A 17,611-nucleotide genomic window follows, 5' to 3' on the forward strand; every position below is an offset into this window, starting at 1 on the left:
ATAGAAAAGAAAATCCAATATTTTACTAAGTAATGAAATAATTTTGATTTTCTAAGAAAAAAATAAAATTAATCTTTGTTATATCAACTCTTTAATATCTTAAGAATCCTTTTTTATCAAATGAGATAATGATGGATCATTGCTTATGCGATCTAATTCCTGTTCAATAATTCCGTTAATATCGACTTTGATCTTTTTGTAATTCCCCTGTATTATTTCCTGCATATTATCTATACCATTTTCATCTTCAAAAGACAGAATTTGCGGAATTTTTTTAAAGGCTTTTAGTTCATTAGCAACTTTTTCGTTATCAACTACTATTTCAGCGTGAAATATTTTTTGTTCAATGCGTTCATCAAAATTATCTGCTACGGCTCCAACAAATAGCCCTTGGGTTAAAGTTGATATTTTTGACGCTGGGATCAGGCTATCCAACTGGGTAGAAATAGACGTTGATTTATCATTTCGGTTGATGGTCATACTTTGTCTTTTTTGGAGCACTTTACCAAAACGCTCTGATAAGTTTTTAGCGGTTTCCCCTACAACTTGTCCGCTAAATATATTACCCACTGTATTTTGGATGACTTTAGCTTCTTTATCTCCATAATCCCTGATTAGCTGTGAATAGTCCTGAAAACCCAGACAAACGGACACTCTATTACTTCTTGCTGTAGCAATGAGATTATCAAGTCCCCTAAAATAAATGGTAGGCAGTTCATCAATAATTACCGAACTTTTCAGCTGTCCTTTCTTATTGATAAGCTTTACAATCCTCGAATTATAGAGACCCAGCGCAGCTGAATAGATGTTTTGCCTGTCCGGATTATTACCTACACATAAAATCTTCGGGTCCATCGGATTATTTATGTCCAACGAAAAGTCATCACCAGTCATAACCCAGTATAGTTGCGGGCTGATCATTCTTGATAAAGGAATCTTCGCGGAAGCAATTTGTCCTTGCAGTTGGTCCTGGGCTCCGCCTTCCCAAGCATCCATAAAGGGAGATAAGTAGTTTTCTAATGCTGGATACGAGGTCAATATTGTAAAAACATCTGCATATTTTTTGTTAAGAAGTTCTATAGCATGAGGAAAAGTACAATATCTACCATTATCATAAATTTTAAGATACCATATAATTGCGGCCAATAAAATAATTGGTGACTCCACAAAAAAGTCGCCTTGTTTTTGGATCCAGCTACGATTGAGATTGAGCATAATCGTGTAAGCTGCCTCATAAGCATCCGAAATATCGGACATAAAACTTGGATTAAGGGGATTGCATCGGTGACTACGGCGAGGATCATCAAAATTAATTACATAAAATTTAGGTTTAACTTTATAATTCCCTGAATGTTTTAACAAATGGTTATAAGCAATTGTAGAAAGATCATCGAACTTAAAGTCGTAAATATACATGCTGAAACCCTTTTCAATATGTTGCTTTATGTAGTTATTAACCACAGCGTATGATTTTCCAGATCCGGGTGTTCCTAAAACGATTGTTGCGCGAAAAGGATTTACTATATTTATCCAGCCGTCATTCCATTTCCCTTTGTAATAAAATTTAGTTGGAAGATTAATGGAGTATTCATTCTTCATTAATTTTGTTTCTTGCTGAAAACTTTCATTTTCATTATTAAAAACATCATCCATGAGATTATTTTTCAATAATCGACTTAACCAAATCCCGCCAACCATCAATGAAATGTATCCAATACTTGTCGTAAGAATGTATAGAAAGAAGCCTATTTCGGGAGAAAGTAATAGTAATGATGTGTTAAGAAAATAAAATACAAATCCTACTAATAAAACGGTATTAATTTTTGTCCAGGTAATTTTTTCATTTTTTACTCCTTTCGTTCCCAAACAGCTTAAAGCAAGAAGTAGGAATGCAAAAGCCTTTGTATAAAGAGTATGTGAAAATAATCCTGCTGTCCTTTGGAAGTTGCTTAATATTCGGTTGACCACCTCTATGTTCCAGCCCTTATCTGCAAATGCACTGTAACAAAACCAATAAAAATGCATAAGTACCAGAACGATACTTACTGCCCTCATAAAAGCAATAATTTTTGCTAATCCTCTTAAATCATCATCTCCTTGCATATCTGAAAATTAAATTTGCAAGTGAAATTATTGGGATTCTGTGCCCGTTTAATAAATTGGCCTTTGAAGGAATTTTAAGGAATAATTTGGCATTATCAGTTATGTTTCTGACAAAAAAAATAAAAAAAACTGCTATCAAGTAGTATGTAGCAGTTCTTTGGATTTTCAATAAGCTGATGTAGGATGTTTTTTATTAGAGATTATAAATTAAAGTTTATTTTAATCCATTCACTAATAAAAACTTTGATATCGTTATAAAGATAATCATAGTCAGTACTATATGCAAAATCGTCCGTTAGATCATATTTCTCAAATAAGTCCCCGCAGACAGTCAGCATTTTAAGGGAAAATGGTCTTATCTCTTCATCCATAAAAAAGGTGTCAAATTCGTAAGTGATAACTTGAAAGATCGTATTGAACTTGGAAAAATAAAGATCTTCAAAAAGAATAGAATTTGCTATTCTTTCAGCTTCTTCCTCGGAATTCTCCCCCTGGATTGCACCTTCATAAGCTTTGAAAGCCCAGTTGGAACGTTGAGAAATAAATTTGGAATCGTAAGCTTTTTCAGGAAAGTTGGTATGTAATAATTCTTGAAGGTTTGATCTAAAATACGAGAGGTTTTTAAGTAAAATATCCATACAATAAAATTTTTATTATTCATAATGGATAAACTTAAAAAAGTAATGTAAACGCCATTAAAATATGGCATAGACTGGCTTTCTAAGGATAAATTTGTCTCTGTACCAATCTATTTCTGAGCTTTTTTATATGACTATTTAATTTCTCAAAAGATCTGTTCGTTATATATGCATTGCGCACTGCATATACACAAACAGTCGGATTATTTATTAATTTTCCACTGACCACCATTTTTAGGAGGTGGATCTTTGTATTCAAATTCGCCTACACCAAATTCATCTGTATTCGATGCTTGCTGCAGACTATCCGCATTTCTGTTGCTTAGTTTACTTCCAGATTTTTCAATCTTAAAGTCCTGGTCTAAAGCTTGGTCATCATCCTGCTGTCTACATGAATGCATAAAAACAATTCCCGCTAAAATTGTAATTATTGTAGAAATAATTGAGATAATCTTTTTCATAGTCATAATATTTAGAAGATTTATCCCCGGGGGTTTAATAGAATTCTGACATCGAAATTATAGGACTTTTCTCGGCCTGAAAACCGTTGTATGATACGCTTCTAAAAGATTTGTGTACTTATTCTAGAAAATGTACAATCGTAAATATTTATGTTTCTGGGTGTTGACTTAATTTATCGCTAATTTTAATGTTTAATCATTAAAAGGTCATATATGGGTGAATTTTTATAATTTTATATGAAAGTCACCTACCATGAGAGCCTCCCTTAAACTATATTTAGTATTTTTTTCAATTTTTTTTGCGTTGACCGTGAAAGCACAAGATGCTAATGAGTTCAGTGAATATTATTTTCTGCGGAAAAATTATGAAGGTCTCTCCGAAAACGACCCACATGCTTTGAAGTTTATACATCAGTACATTGCTAAGGCTAAAAAAGAAAGAAACTATCAACAGTTGGTACAGGGGTATTTAGATGGAATTTTATATTCGCCTTCACCATATCAAAAACTAAAGTTTGCTGACAGCACAATTTATGCGTCTAAACGAACAGGAGACAATGAAAAAATAAGCGCAGCCTATCTTGAAAAAGGCGTTGTTTATTATTTCCAGTTTAAAAAATACGATCTAGCATTAGATGAATATCTGAAAGCCTTTAAGTTTTCTAAAGATATCAAAGATGAATTTTATAAAAACAGATTGGTTTACCTAATGGGCGTTGTTAATAGCTATACCGGCAATTATGACCAGGCATTAGAACAATTTAAAACCACATGTAAATTTTTTAAAACAGAAACCCAAAAGTCACTGCATCCAAACTTATTATATAATAATTTTAGAGGATACTTTAACTCAATGCATCAGATGGCGGTTTGCTATCGGAATCTTGGGCAATTCAAAAAGGCAGATTCCATAGTTTCCGAAGGGCTTTATCAAAGCGCATCCAGCAAAGAATATATGCAGGAATATGGGTATTTTTTAAAAGAAAAAGGAATTCAGCAGTTCAGAGACAAGCAATATGATCAAGCTATTTCATCAATAAATTCATCCATAAAATCCATTTCAGCTGTAAATGATTTTGCCTGGGTAACAGTTTGTTATTCTTATATAGGTAAAGCATATCTTGCAAAAGGGAAAGATGATTTTGCGATCACATATTTTAAAATGGTTGATTCCGTATTCCAAAAACATCATTTTATATTGCCTGAAGTGAGAAACAATTATGAATCATTAATAAACTACTATAAAAGTGAAAATAATCTTCAAAAACAATATTTCTACACAACGCAACTAATAAAAGCAGACAAGGTGTTAAATAAAGATTTTAGATATTTAACATCTAAGATCCACAAAGAATATGATACTCCGATGCTGCTGGAAACTAAACTTTGTTTAGAAAAGAAGATATCCGAAGGAAAGACCTACACGGTATTAATTATTGCCGGTTGTCTTTTTATCTTATTGCTTATGATAATAAGGCATAAACGACAGCAGGATCTTTTAATAAAAAATTATAATGCCCTTGAACAAAAAATTTTGAATAAAAATGCAGAATCAACAAATGATAATCCACCAAAGGTTAATAAGTCTGCTAATCCCTATGTTGCACCACATACTATTGATGACATTCTTAAAAAATTGGAAAAGTTTGAGCAAAATAATGGCTTTCTTGCAAAAGGTTTGACATCTGTAATTCTTGCAAAACAATTTGATACAAATTCTAAATATCTAACGTATGTTATTAAACATTATAAAGGACTGCATTTTCCGGATTACCTAACCAGATTAAAAATAACATATATAACGGAGAAACTTTATAATGATAAAAAGTACTTATCATATACTCTTGAAACCTTAACGGAGGAATGTGGTATCGGTTCACGAGACAACTTTAATAAGAAATTTTTAAAAATTAATAAATTAACGCCTGCTGATTTTATTAGACAGAGAAGAAAAGCTTTAAAATTAGATGACGATCCAGTTATAGAAATGACTTTATGAGAATTATTATAGTCCGTAAGTTCTAGGGGTTAGTTTGACAGCTTAGCAATTATAATTTTTAAATAATGGAAATAATAGCTAATTTTATATATTATAGCCACCTAAATGATGAGGAAAGCTGAAAATATGGCCAATGAATTACTTTTGCAGGGGTTGCGAAATGGCGATCATTATGCTTTTCATCAAATCTTTCAAAAATTTCATAAGGCGATAGTCTATTTTGCAAACAAACTTTTATATCCGGATACTTATTCAGAAGCCGAGGAAATTGTTCAGGATATATTTGTTAAGCTCTATGAAAAAAGAACTTCCTTCAGTTCCTTTGAAAATATTAAAGCTTTCCTCTATATCTCCACAAAAAATGCATGTTTTGATAGGATAGCCAAAGAAAAAGTCCGCTCAAACCGATTTGAAAAATATATTCAAAATTTTAATGAATCGGAAGAAAATATCTTAAAACATATTATTGATTCAGAGCTTATTAGCCAACTCGGAGCAGAAATAGATTTATTGCCCGAAAAATGTAGAATTATTATGAGGCAGTTTTTAGATGAAGATAAAAGCGCCAAAGAAATCGCAGAGGATCTTGGAATTAGCATAAGCACGGTGAATAATCAAAAATCACGAGCAATATCTATCATTAAAAAAAGACTTGGGAGTGCTGGAATCGCCCTTTTACTATTTTACCTTTAATTTTTTTTTAATTTCTTTAGAGAAGCCTATCTCATTTTCCGTTTCTAATTAAAAGTGGAATCATGGAGAGGAAAGATATCTATATCAGTTTTGAAATAGGTCGAATATTAAAAAAAATCGTTCAAGTCGATCCATTAACTGTCGATGAACATATTGTTTTAAATTCTTGGCTTAAAGAGGACAAAAAAAATGAAGATTTTTTTCAGAAGGTACAAAATCCGGCCTATCTCGCTGAATCGATAAAACAACTATATAAAACTGAATCCGAGATTCAATTTAGTATTGTAGAGGCAAAACTGAAGCAGAAAAAAATAAGAAGAATTATCCGCCATATCAGTGTTGCTGCCGGATTTCTGGTCATTTTGAATATAGGTCTATTGTTGTATATTCATAAATCCAGATCTGAAAAAGAAACATTTTCCAATACTGCGATTAATGATGTTCCTCCAGGTTGCAATAAAGCTTCAATCACCTTTTCAGACGGTAAGTCAGTTGATCTGCAAGATCTAGACGGAATTAAAGTTTCAGAAAAAGGTTTTATCTATACTGATGGTAAACTGGTGCGCTCACTAAATGATATAAGCTCAGCCGTCCTTAAAACACCGCGTGGTGGGCAATACCATATCATTTTATCTGACGGAACTAAAGTTTGGTTAAACTCAGGTTCTTCATTAGAGTATCCAGTAGAGTTTTCAGGAAATAGAGAAGTAAGATTGAGTGGTGAAGCATATTTTGAAGTTCGTCATGATCCAAAACATCCATTTCTCGTCAAGACAGATATTCAGCAGATTAAAGTTCTCGGAACAAGATTTAATATTCGCGCCTATGAAGACAAACAATTCACAACGCTTGTCCAAGGAAGTGTAGAAGTTAAAGCGAATGGCTCTACATCTACAATGAAAATGAAGCCAAATGAGCAGGCTATAATAAATAATTATAGCCTTTCTATTCAAAAAGTAGATGCTTTGGATTTTCTCACTTGGAAACAAGGTTTGATATCATCTGGAAGCATTTCACTGTTGGATCTATCTAAAGAAATCGAGCGCTGGTGGGACGTTGATTTTAGATTCTCACCAAATTTTAAAAATGCTGAAAGAGCTTACTTAACTATCAGCAAAAACGAAAATCTGTCCTCTGTTTTAAAGGTAATCGAAAAAACTTATGGTGTAACAGCTGAAATACATGGAAAGGAGGTTGACATCAGATAAGAACGTTTCATATGTGTTTATGCCCGTAGTTCGTAAGAATATACCGTCCCGAGGTCCAGTCGGGACGGCTGCGGGTTTTTAAAAGTTAAATAAAGCAAATTACTAACCCTAACTCAAATGTAATGAATAATACCATTATCGACAATGGTAAACCGATTTCTATTCCCCTATGGAAACGGAAAACCAATGAAAAACAATTAGAAAAAAGACAAGTCATGAAAAACCTAATATTTTTTATATTGATTATTTTTCTCGCTTGCACAAAACTTACTGCACAGAAAATAACATTGATCCAAAAAGATGCACCTTTCAGGACTGTTATTCGCCAGATTAACCAGCAATCGGGCTATTCTTTTTCAATAAATAGCAGGCATATGAAGATTGCTAAGGCTGTCACTATATCTGCAAAGGAAAAAGATCTAAAAGCTGTTCTAGATGAAATCTTCAATGGCCAACCGTTCGATTATTCTATTGAAGGAAAAATTATAGTTTCTGTCGATAGGGGGAAGGAAACAGGTTCTAAAAACCAAATAGATAAAGATCAGACTCCCATAAGAGGAAAGGTTTCTAATGAACGGGGTGAACCGTTATCCGGAGCTTCTCTTCGGGTAAAAGGAAGCAATGTAAACTTTATGACAGATGCAAATGGAATTGTTATGATCCCTGCTTCATTAAAAGACGAAGTACTTCAAGTTTCATTTATCGGTTATACACCAGTGGAAGTTCCTGTAATAAATTCAGGAAATATTATTATGCATCAAAACGATAATATTATTGGAATAGTAGATGTTGTTTCGACCGGATATCAAAACATACCTAAAGAAAGAGCAACAGGCTCATTTGTACAAATAGATAACCAATTATTAAACAGACGTGTTAGCTCGAATATTTTAGACAGACTGGACGGTGTTACAAGTGGATTGATTTTTAATAAAATTTCAGGTCCAATAGGGTTAAATCCTCCGAATGAAAAATTAGGAATAAGCATAAGAGGAAGGGTTACAATTGATGATAAAGTTAGCGCTGATCCTCTGGTTGTACTTGACAATTTTCCCTATGAAGGAGATATTAATAATATAAATCCAAATGACATTGAAAGCATCACAGTACTTAAAGATGCTGCTGCAGCTTCGATCTGGGGTTCGAGATCTGGGAATGGTGTCATTGTAATCACTACCAAAAAAGGAAAATTTAATCAACCTTTAAAGATTGATTTTAATTCAAATTTAACCGTAGGGGCAAGGCCAAATTTAAAATATTCAAGAAATTTTCTTAAATCCTCTGAATTTATAGATGTCGAAACGTTTCTTTTTAATAAGGGGTATTATGATCCCAATTTAAACGACAACAATTACTACCCTGTAATATCACCAGTAGTTGAGCTTTTATCGAAACAAAGAAACGATCCTTCAAATGAGAATATTACTGACCAAATAAATAGATTGAGAAATGTGGATGTTCGCGACCAAACATCCGAATATTTTTATCGTCCCAGCATTAATCAACAATATTCATTGGGTTTTAGAGGAGGTTCGGAAAAAGCTATTTATTCACTTTCGATAGGATATGACAAAAACCGTAATACATTGTTTGGGTCCGGAAACAATAGGTTTACTATTAATTCTACAAATACATATCATCCCATTAAAAATTTGGAAATTACAGGTTCTGTATTATATACAAAGAGTGAGAATAAATTTGGATATCAATACACTTCTCCGTATCCATATATGAGTTTCGTTGATGATAGTAAAAATCCGCTAGCAGTACCATATGGAAAAAGAGACAGTTATCTTGAAAATAGCCAAAATTTAGGCTTTTTAGATTGGAAATATAGGCCCATTCAAGAAAGAGACCTTTATGATACCAGTACTAAAACTGATAACATCCTTATAAGAGGCATTGTCCGGTATAATTTCACTGATTTCTTAAATGCTGAAATTCAATATCAGCATGAAAATGAATTCGGAAATAATCGTGGTTACAGAAGTCCCGAAAGTTATGAAGCAAGAAATTTCGTTAATATGTACAGCCAGCGATCTAGTGAGGGCTCATTTACATACCCTTTTCCAAAAGGAGGAATTCTCTATTTAACAGACAGAAAATTGTATTCCAATAACTTCAGAACACAACTGAATTTTAATAAAGAATTTTCACAAAAACATTTAGTATCTGCAATTGCGGGAGCAGAGATAAGAGAAATAGTAAGTGAGAGTACTGATAAAGCGTTGTATGGCTACAATGATGAGTTTGGAACTTCCGTAACTAATTTAAATTATAATATTCCTTATCCAATCAACCCATCGGCACTTGGATCAACGGTTCTTCCGTCTCCTCTTGGGAAAATTATAGGTAATACAAATAGATATATATCTTATTATGCAAACGGTGCTTACACGTATTTAGGTAAATATACTTTTTCACTGAGTGGAAGAAAAGATGGTGCAAACATTTTTGGAGTGAAAACAAATGATAAAATGACACCACTTTGGTCAACTGGTGTTGCTTATGATATCAGCAAAGAATCGTTCTATAAATTTTCATTAATACCTTATTTAAAACTAAGGGCATCATTTGGATATAATGGAAATGTATATAATGCCTCATCCTATTTGACGGCAACCTATGATGTCAGCCCAATTACTGGACTACCAATTGCCTACATCACGAGTGCCCCAAACGCAGAATTAAGATGGGAGAAAATTAGAAACAAAAATCTCGCTTTAGATTTTTCATCTAAAGGCAATCGCTTGAATGGTTCATTTGAAATTTATGAGAAGTTGGGTACTGATCTTATCGAAGATGCTCTGTTAGCACATTCAACTGGGTTTTCTTCTTACAAAGGAAATGCAGCAACTGTTAAGACAAAGGGTTTCGATATTAATTTAAATTCAGTGAATCTTAATGGTAATTTTAAATGGAATACGAACTTTTTATTCAGCTACAATAGAGATAAAGTAATATCTTATGATACAAAATATACTTCCCAATATCTAACAAGTACGGGGCTTAATATTGCTGGTCCTGCAAGATATGGATTATATATCCAAGAAGGAAATAGTCTTTTCGGAGTATATAGTTTTAAAACAGCGGGTCTTGATCCAACAAATGGAGACCCTCAGGGATATTTAAATGGTGTTATAAGTAAAGACTACCTCAATATAATTACAAGTTCAAATACTGAAGATATTGTATATCATGGTTCATCAAGACCAAGAAATTTTGGGGCATTACGTAACACTTTCTCTTTTAAAGGAATCTCTTTATCCGCTAACGTTACATATAAATTTGGATATTATTTCCGACGAAGGTCAACCTCATTAAACCTGTCAGACGTTGTAAATAACGGATATGCCAATCAAGAATTTATGGATAGATGGAAAGCATCAGGAGACGAAACCCATACTTCAGTTCCCTCAGTCTTATACGAATTCAACTATAATCGCAATATTTTTTATCAAAGCTCCGAATCTCTTGTTGAGAAAGGAGACCATATAAGATTACAGGATATTAGCCTTAGTTATGATTTAAATAAGGAATTACTTAGAAATCTTCCGATTTCCTCATTACAAATTTATAGTTATATAAATAATATTGGTATAGTATGGCGAGCAAATAAGAAAGGAATTGATCCGGATGTTAGTGAATATAACCTTTCCGGTTACAATTCCTACCCGAATCCGACAACAGTATCATTTGGTATTAGGACAACATTAAAATAAATGCAGTTATGAAAAATATTATAATCTATGCAATATGTACATTTATCCTTGTTGGTTGTAAAAAGCAAGATGAATGGTTAGAGAAAAAATCAAATAAATCAGATATTATCCCATCTACTGTCGAAGATTTTCAGGCTTTACTAGATAATACTGATGTGATGAATACCAAATACCCTGCAATTGGATTAATTGGTGCTGACAATTCCTATATTTTAGATCAAACTGCCATCTCTGGTGGTACATTACAAGAAAGAAATGCATATAAGTGGTCAAGCGACATTTATGAGGGAGAGTTATTTGCTCCAGACTGGACTTATCCTTACCAAGTTATCGAATATTCTAATGTAGTACTTGAAGGCATTGAAAAAATTAAAAATATTAATGATACTCGAATACCAGAAGTAAAAGGAACAGCATTATTTTTTAGAGCTTTTGCATATTATCAGTTAGCACAATTATATGCGAAACAATACAATGAAAGTACCGCAGATTCAGATCTAGGGCTTCCCCTTAAATTAAATTCCGATGTAAATGATTTGCCAAACCGTTCCACATTAAAAGAAACTTATTATAGAATTATTAATGATCTTATTGAAGCCGAATCTTTACTCCCTCTGCAAGTCAGTTACAAAACTCGGCCTACAAAATTAGCGGCAGAAAGCATGCTTTCAAAAGTATATTTTAATATGCAAAATTATACTAAGGCTAAAGAATTTGCAGATATTGTCCTTTCTAAAAATTCAGAACTTATTGATTTCAATACCTTAAGTACAACTGTGAATTTTCCATTTCCTACTGTTCGAGGTAATAATACTGAAATTATATTTTATGCACAAACTATTTCATATACTTTTAACAGTAGACAGGAATTATGTGTGATGAAAGATTTATTTGATACATATGAAAATGAAGATCTTCGTAAGGCAATTTTTTTCAAAAAAAATACCAATGGCGCAATTAACTTCGGTGGTAGATATACAGGAGCAGGCGCACTATTTTGTGGAATAGCTACTAACGAGATATTTTTGATTAGATCAGAATCATTGGCTAGATCGGGGAATTTTGTTGAAGCAATGAACGACTTAAACAAGCTTTTAAAAGAGAGGTGGAAAAAAGAAAATGGACGAAGTACATATTCAAATAAAACAGCTTCAAATCCTACTGAAGCTTTGTTATTAATAATTAATGAGCGCAGAAAAGAACTACCCTTTACTGCCAATTTAAGATGGGAAGATTTACGCCGTTTAAATATGGATGATAAATTTGCAAAAAAACTAACACGTAATGTAGGCGTAAATATCTACACTCTAGAAGCCAATAGTCCAAGGTATGTATTCCCAATCCCTCCTGTAGAAATCAATTTTCATCCATTAACTCAAAATATTCGATAATGAAAATGATAGTCAAATTTATAATATTAGTCATTCTTTTGGTAAATTATGCTAATGCTCGAACTATTCAAACAAATTCGAAAGGCGGCAATAAAGTGGCATATTTAAAAATTATCATAAATGACTTAACTAAAAAAAATAATATCAAATTATCTTATTGGGATAACGGATGGGGTGCTAATTCAGGTGTTAATAATAAAAATTTAACTTGCAACTCTGGAGAAAGAATAAAAATTGAATTTAAGAACAATGAATCATTTTTGTATGCTGATTTATCTGTAGAAAATGGGCAGACAATATTTAATAATTATATAATTGAACCTGGTGATGATTTAACTTTTAATATTGAAAGGAACATTATTTCTGTTACCGGAAAGGGTAAAGAGAAATATGAACTCTTTTTTGATATCCAAAAAGATTTAAAAAAATTGTCCGTTCAGACTTTAGATTCGGTTCGAAAGTTAGAGAAAATATATGGTTATGAATACTTTGCTTTAAGAAAAAATGATATTACAAGCTATGAAAGAAGGTTTGATAATGCTTTTGTCTCATTAGAAAATTCTAAGTTGACGGCTTTAGGTGCATTGGAAAAATACCGAGATAAATTATCTAAATCAATTTATTCATTACTAAAGGCTAATATATCGTTCAAGTATAAAAATGACTACCAACAAGCTTACATCTTTTATACTTCCGAAGCTAATGCTCAAAATAAAGAATTTGCTGATTCTTGTATAAAAAAACTAAAGAAGATTTACTCTGAAAATTTATTAAAATTCGACCAAAAATTTGACAGAGATATTCTTCTGTATTCTGACTATTACTACGATTTTATATTAACTGGTTTAAGGAAAAAAGACTTCCCTCCACCTCAGGCAGTTGCATTTATTAGAAAGGATTTTAGCGGACTATTTCAGGATAGGTTGTTAACCTCATATTTACTTGTTAAAAAATTACAATCTGACAAATATTCTGATATTATTATTGAAGTTACAAATTCAGTTAAAACACCTTACTGTATTGACTTATTAACAAAATATCGCGATAGTTCTTTGGCAGGAAGCTTAGCATATAATTTTTCTTTGCAGGATACTCTAGGAAACGTCGTAAAACAAAGTGATTTTTTAGGAAAAGTTTTGTTGATAGATTTTTATTTTACAGGCTGCACAAATTGCCGTATTCTTAACGATCAAATGACTGAAATATATAATATCTATAAAGATAATCCTAAAATAAAATTTATCAATATTAGTATCGACAAGAGTAAATATGAGTGGATTAAATCTGTGCGAAGTTTAGAATATTCGCATCGAGGAAGTCTAAACTTATATACTAACGGAAATGGTTCAGAAGACAAACTTATTAGTCATTATAATATACGTGGATATCCAACAGTATTAATTATAGATAAGTTGGGAAAGATTGCAAGTTTAAATCCGCCTAGACCATATGATGAAAAAAATAGGATGAATTTAATTCAATTAATAAACTCACTTCTTTAAAATTTTAAGCCTAAGGTTTTACCAATAGATATCACCTTAGGCTTAAACTGTTCTTATTCCTATTCTTCAACCCATCTAGCATTTGTGTGATAAGGTTGGAAATTATTAGGATCGGTATTACTACCTGACGGATTGATTTTAGTGTAATCACAGGTTTGACTAGATTGAGTTACACAATCCCCCGAAGGTCTACTTGATTTTAATTGGTAAGTAGAACCAATTAGCACATATTCTCCAGCAGCTTTATTACTTGCAGTAAATGCGCTTCCAACGGCAAATACTACTGCCGCACCTAATAATAATTTAAAATTTTTCATAATAAAAAGTTTTTGATTTGTTGCTTACTCTGGTTGAAGGTTTTCAGCTTCCCCTTATTTTGGACCCAATAATTTTAATTCACTTATACTGATCTAAATTATTCTAGCTGGTTATAAAGTAAATGATTGGACGAATTTATCTTGTTTGCTGGATGGTAATTAACATAATCATAAAATATCAAAATAGCTCTTTAGTTGGAGTATGACCTTTAATTTTCCACTTCAAGATACAATGGAGATTATAGTGAAATAAAGCGATTAATACAGAAATTTACAATCTGTTAGAAGTTTAAAATATCTTTATAATGGGAGTCAAAATCTAAGCACTCTAATAAAGAAAGAGATTAAATTAATAAATTCACTACAAAATTTAAGGTGCCATTAATGATAGCACCTTAAATATTCTTTAGTCCTCACCTTCAACCCATTGGGCATTTCTCGTATTAGGGGTGAAGTTATTTGGATCTGTATTACTGCCAGATGGATTAATTTTGGTATAATCACAAATTTGACTTGGCATTTCTCGGCATTCTCCGGCAGGTCGATTTGTTTTAAGCTCATAAGTATTAGGAGCGATTAAAACATATTCTCCTGCATAAGCTTTGTTGCTAGCAGTAAAAGCGCTTCCAACGGCAAATACTACTGCCGCACCTAATAATAATTTAAAATTTTTCATAATAAAAAGTTTTTGATTTGTTGCTTACTCTAATTTGAAGGTTTTCAGCTTCCCCTTATTTTGGACCCAATAATTTTAATTCATTTATACTGATCTAAATTATTGTAACTGGTTATAAAGTAAATGATCTGACGAGTTTTTCTTGTTTACTCGAATAGCGAGTGAAGTGATCACAACGAAAAAAAGGTTAAAAATTAAATGTTGTGGCCATGTTAGATTTTTTATGACGCCTCCACATGAACACGGCACATACTCAAAAACATGAAATAGAACTAGCGCTGTATAAATTGTAAATAAGCTCATCAAAAACAATGATGCATATAAACCCATCAATCTGGCTTTATCGAATAATAGAGCTAACACAATTGAAATTTCAGTTATTGGTATTAACCACCTTAACAATGGTGTTAAGCTATTATGAAAGGGCTGATTATTTAAATCATAAGTAAACCCCTCAAAATCCACAAATTTGCTTACACCAGTATAGAGGAACAAAATGACCAATAATACAACTACTATCTCCGTAAAAATTCTCTTTTTTTGCATGACAATGGTTTTTTAGCTTTTTCATTTCTCACAGTTGAAATTTAAAGGTCATTACCATTTTTTTCCGATATAAATTTCAAACTGTCGTGAGAAATAATTCAAACAAATGTAGAGGGAGAAAACAACATGATGCAACAGAATGATGTTACGATTCTAGAAAAACACCATAACTTTCCTTTATTCAAAGCAAAAATTCATATTATAATAATTCTAGAATAATAACAAAAATGACGGTCTTTGGAACCGCCATTCTTATAAATCACTTATTTTTTTTCTTTTTTTTATCAAATTCAAATGAAGTTTTACCATTTTCGTCCAGTATGATGTATGCATCAAACTTATTTCCTGACCTACTTTTCATGCCTTTCAAAAGTGATGTCCTTTTTTTGGTAATTAAGTTTTCCATTTCCTTATCACTTAGGGCAACCTCACAGACCTTCTTAAACTGAATCCATTCACAGCTCTTATCCGGACATTTAACTACATGCTCATTAAATATTAAATTATGAATTTTGCATTTTGGACATTTTAATTGCAATGTATTTGGTACAAACTCAGTAGATAGAAGTTCTGTGGTAATCTCTTTAGCATAGGATTCCATTTCATTTTGAAATAGATTAGCATTTAACTCATTATTTTCTATCTTTTGAAGAGCAAGCTCCCATTGCGCTGTCATAGCGACATCGGCTATTTTCTTTTCTTTTACGAGTTCATAAACCTGAATTCCCTTTTTGGTTGGAACTAGATTTTTTTTCTCCCGGACAATATAATTTCGATCAAACAGAACTTCAATGATAGCTGCGCGAGTGGCTGGCGTTCCAATCCCAATATTATTAAGTGATTTACGCTCTTCTTCATTTTCAATTTGCCTCCCTGCATTTTCCATTGCCGATAGGAGACCTGCCTCAGTGTAAAGAACTGGTGGACGCGTCTTTTTTTCTAAAATCTTTGCCTCATTAATGCTGAGTGAATCTCCCTCTTTTAATGTTGGTATATCCAATATTACCTCTTCATCATTGTCCTCATTTTTAAAGAGGTTTTGTATAGATCTCCATCCCGGATCAATCACACGGGCTCCTTTCAGAATAAATTCAAAGTGCAGTGATTCCAGCTTAACTTCCGTAATTTCTTTTGTACACTGGTAGCATATTGCTTCAAGAAGCCTAATAGCAATCATGTCATAGATAGCATTTTCCTTACTCGATAACGCTGAAGGAATTTTATCTGTTATCAGTAATGCATGGTGATCGGTAACTTTAAGATCATTTACAATTCTTTTATTGAATCGGCCCCATTTTACATTGTTTATCCGTTCTTTATAGCCAGCACGACTTTCCAAAGCTCTGACTAAATCTGGGATCTCCGGCCAAATGTCATTAGATATATATTTACTTCCTGTTCGGGGATATGTAATGAATTTCTGCTCATATAAGCTTTGTGCAATTGATAAAGTCTCTTCAGCGGTAAGGTCTAATTTCTTATTGGCTTCTTTTTGTAAAGAAGTTAAATCGAATAATAAGGGTGGCTGTTCGTTTGAATTACGTTTATCGACTGAATTAACAATAGAACTTCCTAAACGCTCAATCGATTTTAAAACTTCGGTTGCTCTTTCTTTATCATCCCATTTTTCCTTCGATATACTGGAGAAAGTCGATCCATCTTTTAAATATTTGAGCTCCAATTGCCAATAGGTTTCAATTTTAAAATTTTTATTGTCAATGTACCTCTTACAAATCAAGCTCAAAGTTGGGGTTTGCACTCTTCCTAAAGAATAAATTCCATTTCCAGCTTGTATAGATAATGCCTGAGTTGAATTTATCCCTACAAGCCAATCCGCACGACTTCTGGCTTGGGCGGCAAAAAATAAACCATCGAAATCGGTTCCTGGCTTTAGATTGGCAAAGCCTTGGTCAATAGCTTTTTCTGTTAACGAGCTAATCCATAGTCGTTCAAAAGGTTTTTTACAATTCAAATAATTATAGATATATCTAAATATAAGTTCACCTTCTCTACCAGCGTCAGTTGCAACAATTATACTGTCACATTGTTCAAAAATAGTTTCTATTATTTTTAATTGCCTAACAGCACTTGGATCGTCAAGATATCCTTTTTCTTTTTTGACTTTTCTTACTGTAAGTAAGAATGGATCTGGCAATATTGGTAAGTTGTCTTTTTGAAATCCGGTAATACCGTATTCCGAAGGCATTCCCAAAGAAATTAAATGACCTATTGCCCAGGTAACGATATAACCATTACCTTTTAAAAAACCTTCATTTTTTTCTGTTGCTCCCAATAGTGCTGCAATTTCTCGCGCAACGCTTGGTTTTTCTGCTATTACTGCTTTCATATTAATTT

Annotated in this window: 13 protein-coding genes; 6 read left to right on the top strand and 7 right to left on the bottom strand. The window is 32.5% G+C overall.

Annotated features, from left to right (window positions below):
- Nucleotides 1–99: 99 nt before the first annotated feature.
- From mobC to B4G94_RS01665, 3 genes are all read right to left on the bottom strand, one after another.
- Nucleotides 100–2,103: a conjugal transfer protein MobC gene (gene mobC, locus B4G94_RS01655; RefSeq protein WP_124533440.1), complete on the bottom strand. Its 2,004-nt coding sequence runs from the start codon at nt 2,101–2,103 to the stop codon at nt 100–102.
- A 200-nt stretch (nt 2,104–2,303) separates the two neighbouring features.
- The gene (locus tag B4G94_RS01660; RefSeq protein ID WP_124533439.1) at nt 2,304–2,741 is read right to left on the bottom strand and encodes a DUF1896 family protein; all 438 of its coding nucleotides are present in this window, start codon (nt 2,739–2,741) and stop codon (nt 2,304–2,306) included.
- A gap of 203 nt (nt 2,742–2,944) precedes the next feature.
- A complete protein-coding gene (locus B4G94_RS01665; RefSeq protein WP_124533437.1) occupies nt 2,945–3,202 on the bottom strand; it encodes a hypothetical protein in 258 nt (85 codons plus the stop codon).
- Between the two features lie 310 nt (nt 3,203–3,512).
- Between B4G94_RS01665 and B4G94_RS01670 the strand changes: the two genes are divergently transcribed.
- The 6 genes from B4G94_RS01670 to B4G94_RS01695 all read left to right on the top strand — a co-directional run bounded on the left by B4G94_RS01670 (nt 3,513) and on the right by B4G94_RS01695 (nt 13,717).
- Nucleotides 3,513–5,201, top strand: coding sequence for a hypothetical protein (locus B4G94_RS01670; RefSeq protein WP_286856728.1), 1,689 nt, complete (start codon nt 3,513–3,515; stop codon nt 5,199–5,201).
- A gap of 105 nt (nt 5,202–5,306) precedes the next feature.
- A complete protein-coding gene (locus B4G94_RS01675) occupies nt 5,307–5,894 on the top strand; it encodes an RNA polymerase sigma factor (protein ID WP_286856729.1) in 588 nt (195 codons plus the stop codon).
- Between the two features lie 62 nt (nt 5,895–5,956).
- On the top strand, nt 5,957–7,102 hold the full coding sequence (locus tag B4G94_RS01680; protein ID WP_286856730.1) for a FecR family protein: 1,146 nt from the start codon (nt 5,957–5,959) through the stop codon (nt 7,100–7,102).
- A 122-nt stretch (nt 7,103–7,224) separates the two neighbouring features.
- Entirely contained in the window at nt 7,225–10,824 is a 3,600-nt protein-coding gene (locus tag B4G94_RS01685) for a SusC/RagA family TonB-linked outer membrane protein (protein WP_286856731.1), read from the top strand.
- A gap of 8 nt (nt 10,825–10,832) precedes the next feature.
- A complete protein-coding gene (locus B4G94_RS01690) occupies nt 10,833–12,215 on the top strand; it encodes a RagB/SusD family nutrient uptake outer membrane protein (protein WP_286856732.1) in 1,383 nt (460 codons plus the stop codon).
- The gene (locus tag B4G94_RS01695; RefSeq protein ID WP_286856733.1) at nt 12,215–13,717 is read left to right on the top strand and encodes a TlpA family protein disulfide reductase; all 1,503 of its coding nucleotides are present in this window, start codon (nt 12,215–12,217) and stop codon (nt 13,715–13,717) included. The genes B4G94_RS01690 and B4G94_RS01695 overlap by 1 nt, the downstream gene beginning before the upstream one ends.
- A 59-nt stretch (nt 13,718–13,776) precedes the next feature.
- Here B4G94_RS01695 and B4G94_RS01700 read toward each other — a convergent pair whose 3' ends face one another.
- The 4 genes from B4G94_RS01700 to B4G94_RS01710 form a co-directional block, all read right to left on the bottom strand.
- Nucleotides 13,777–14,034, bottom strand: a complete 258-nt coding sequence (locus B4G94_RS01700) for a DUF6520 family protein (protein ID WP_048506293.1) — start codon at nt 14,032–14,034, stop codon at nt 13,777–13,779.
- Nucleotides 14,035–14,440: 406 nt separating this feature from the next.
- The gene (locus tag B4G94_RS01705; RefSeq protein WP_048506292.1) at nt 14,441–14,710 is read right to left on the bottom strand and encodes a DUF6520 family protein; all 270 of its coding nucleotides are present in this window, start codon (nt 14,708–14,710) and stop codon (nt 14,441–14,443) included.
- Nucleotides 14,711–14,809: 99 nt separating this feature from the next.
- Nucleotides 14,810–15,256, bottom strand: coding sequence for a MauE/DoxX family redox-associated membrane protein (locus B4G94_RS28040; protein ID WP_376786631.1), 447 nt, complete (start codon nt 15,254–15,256; stop codon nt 14,810–14,812).
- 259 nt (nt 15,257–15,515) lie between these two features.
- Nucleotides 15,516–17,603 carry a type IA DNA topoisomerase gene (locus tag B4G94_RS01710; RefSeq protein ID WP_286856734.1) on the bottom strand — a complete coding sequence of 696 codons (2,088 nt, stop codon included), beginning with the start codon at nt 17,601–17,603 and terminating at the stop codon, nt 15,516–15,518.
- Between the last annotated feature and the right edge of the window lie 8 nt (nt 17,604–17,611).

Origin of the sequence: Sphingobacterium sp. UBA7625, from assembly GCF_002484085.1 — a bacterium.
Lineage (GTDB): Bacteria > Bacteroidota > Bacteroidia > Sphingobacteriales > Sphingobacteriaceae > Sphingobacterium > Sphingobacterium athyrii.